Source organism: Rhodococcus sp. 06-462-5 (genome assembly GCF_002258315.1).
Lineage (GTDB): Bacteria > Actinomycetota > Actinomycetes > Mycobacteriales > Mycobacteriaceae > Rhodococcoides.
This window is the reverse complement of the sequence record NZ_NOYD01000026.1, coordinates 1-846: the sequence shown is the minus strand read 5'-3', so window position 1 is coordinate 846 and position 846 is coordinate 1. Positions and strand designations below refer to the sequence as shown.

Here is an 846-nt window from a genome sequence, read left to right as displayed (position 1 = left end):
CGCGGCGCGGGACGGGCGCGATCTGTTCGCTCTGCAGCTGCCGCGGATGAACCGGTTCGGTGCCGCGGCGCTGCGGACACCCGCGATGCTCGTCGATGCCGCGCAGGTGACGTTGCGGGTTTCTCCGTCCGAGACGGTCGCCGAGTTGGTGCAGCGGGTCCGAGGCGAGATGCGGGAGGTCGTCCGTCATCAGATGGCGGGGGAGACCCTTGCACGACTGTGGCCGAACGGTCCGGAGGACTACGCGGCATTGCCGCAGTTGAACGTCAAGGCCTTCGATTACGACTACGGCTTCGGGTCGATCGCCGGCCGCCAGGAAACGGTCACGAGTGGACCGGCCGGCCGACTGGACCTGATGGTGTATCGCGATCGGGTGCACGGGTTCGCGGTGGACCTGACATCGAGCGACACTGCGGCAACTCCCGAATCGGTCACCGACACCGCGGCTGCATTCGTCGACTTTCTCGGCAGACTGTCCGAGGACCCCGATGCGAGGGTGGCGACGTTCGATGCACTGAACGCCGACGACCGAATCAGGGCAGAGGAATGGTCGCGCGGTGTCGAGGTGCACGCGGATGACGCGACGCTGGATTCGCTCGTCCGCCTGCAGATGTCGAGAACGCCGGACGCAGTGGCGATCGTCGATCACACCGGTGCGGAGTTCAGTTTCTCCGAGATCGCCACCCGCGTCGAGGCGATGGCCGCGCAGTTGAGCGCCCGCGGTGTGACGCGAGGCGACCGCGTGGCAGTCATGCTCGCGCGTTCGGTGGATCTCGTGGTGACCCTGCTTGCCGTCGTGCGCACCGGTGCCGCGTACGTTCCGATCGACCCGGAACACCCGTCCGA

Annotated in this window: 1 protein-coding gene; it reads left to right on the top strand. The window is 67.3% G+C overall.

The window, feature by feature from the left end:
• The coding region (locus CH251_RS14235; protein ID WP_143544973.1) for an AMP-binding protein at positions 1–846 on the top strand (846 nt) is incomplete at both ends.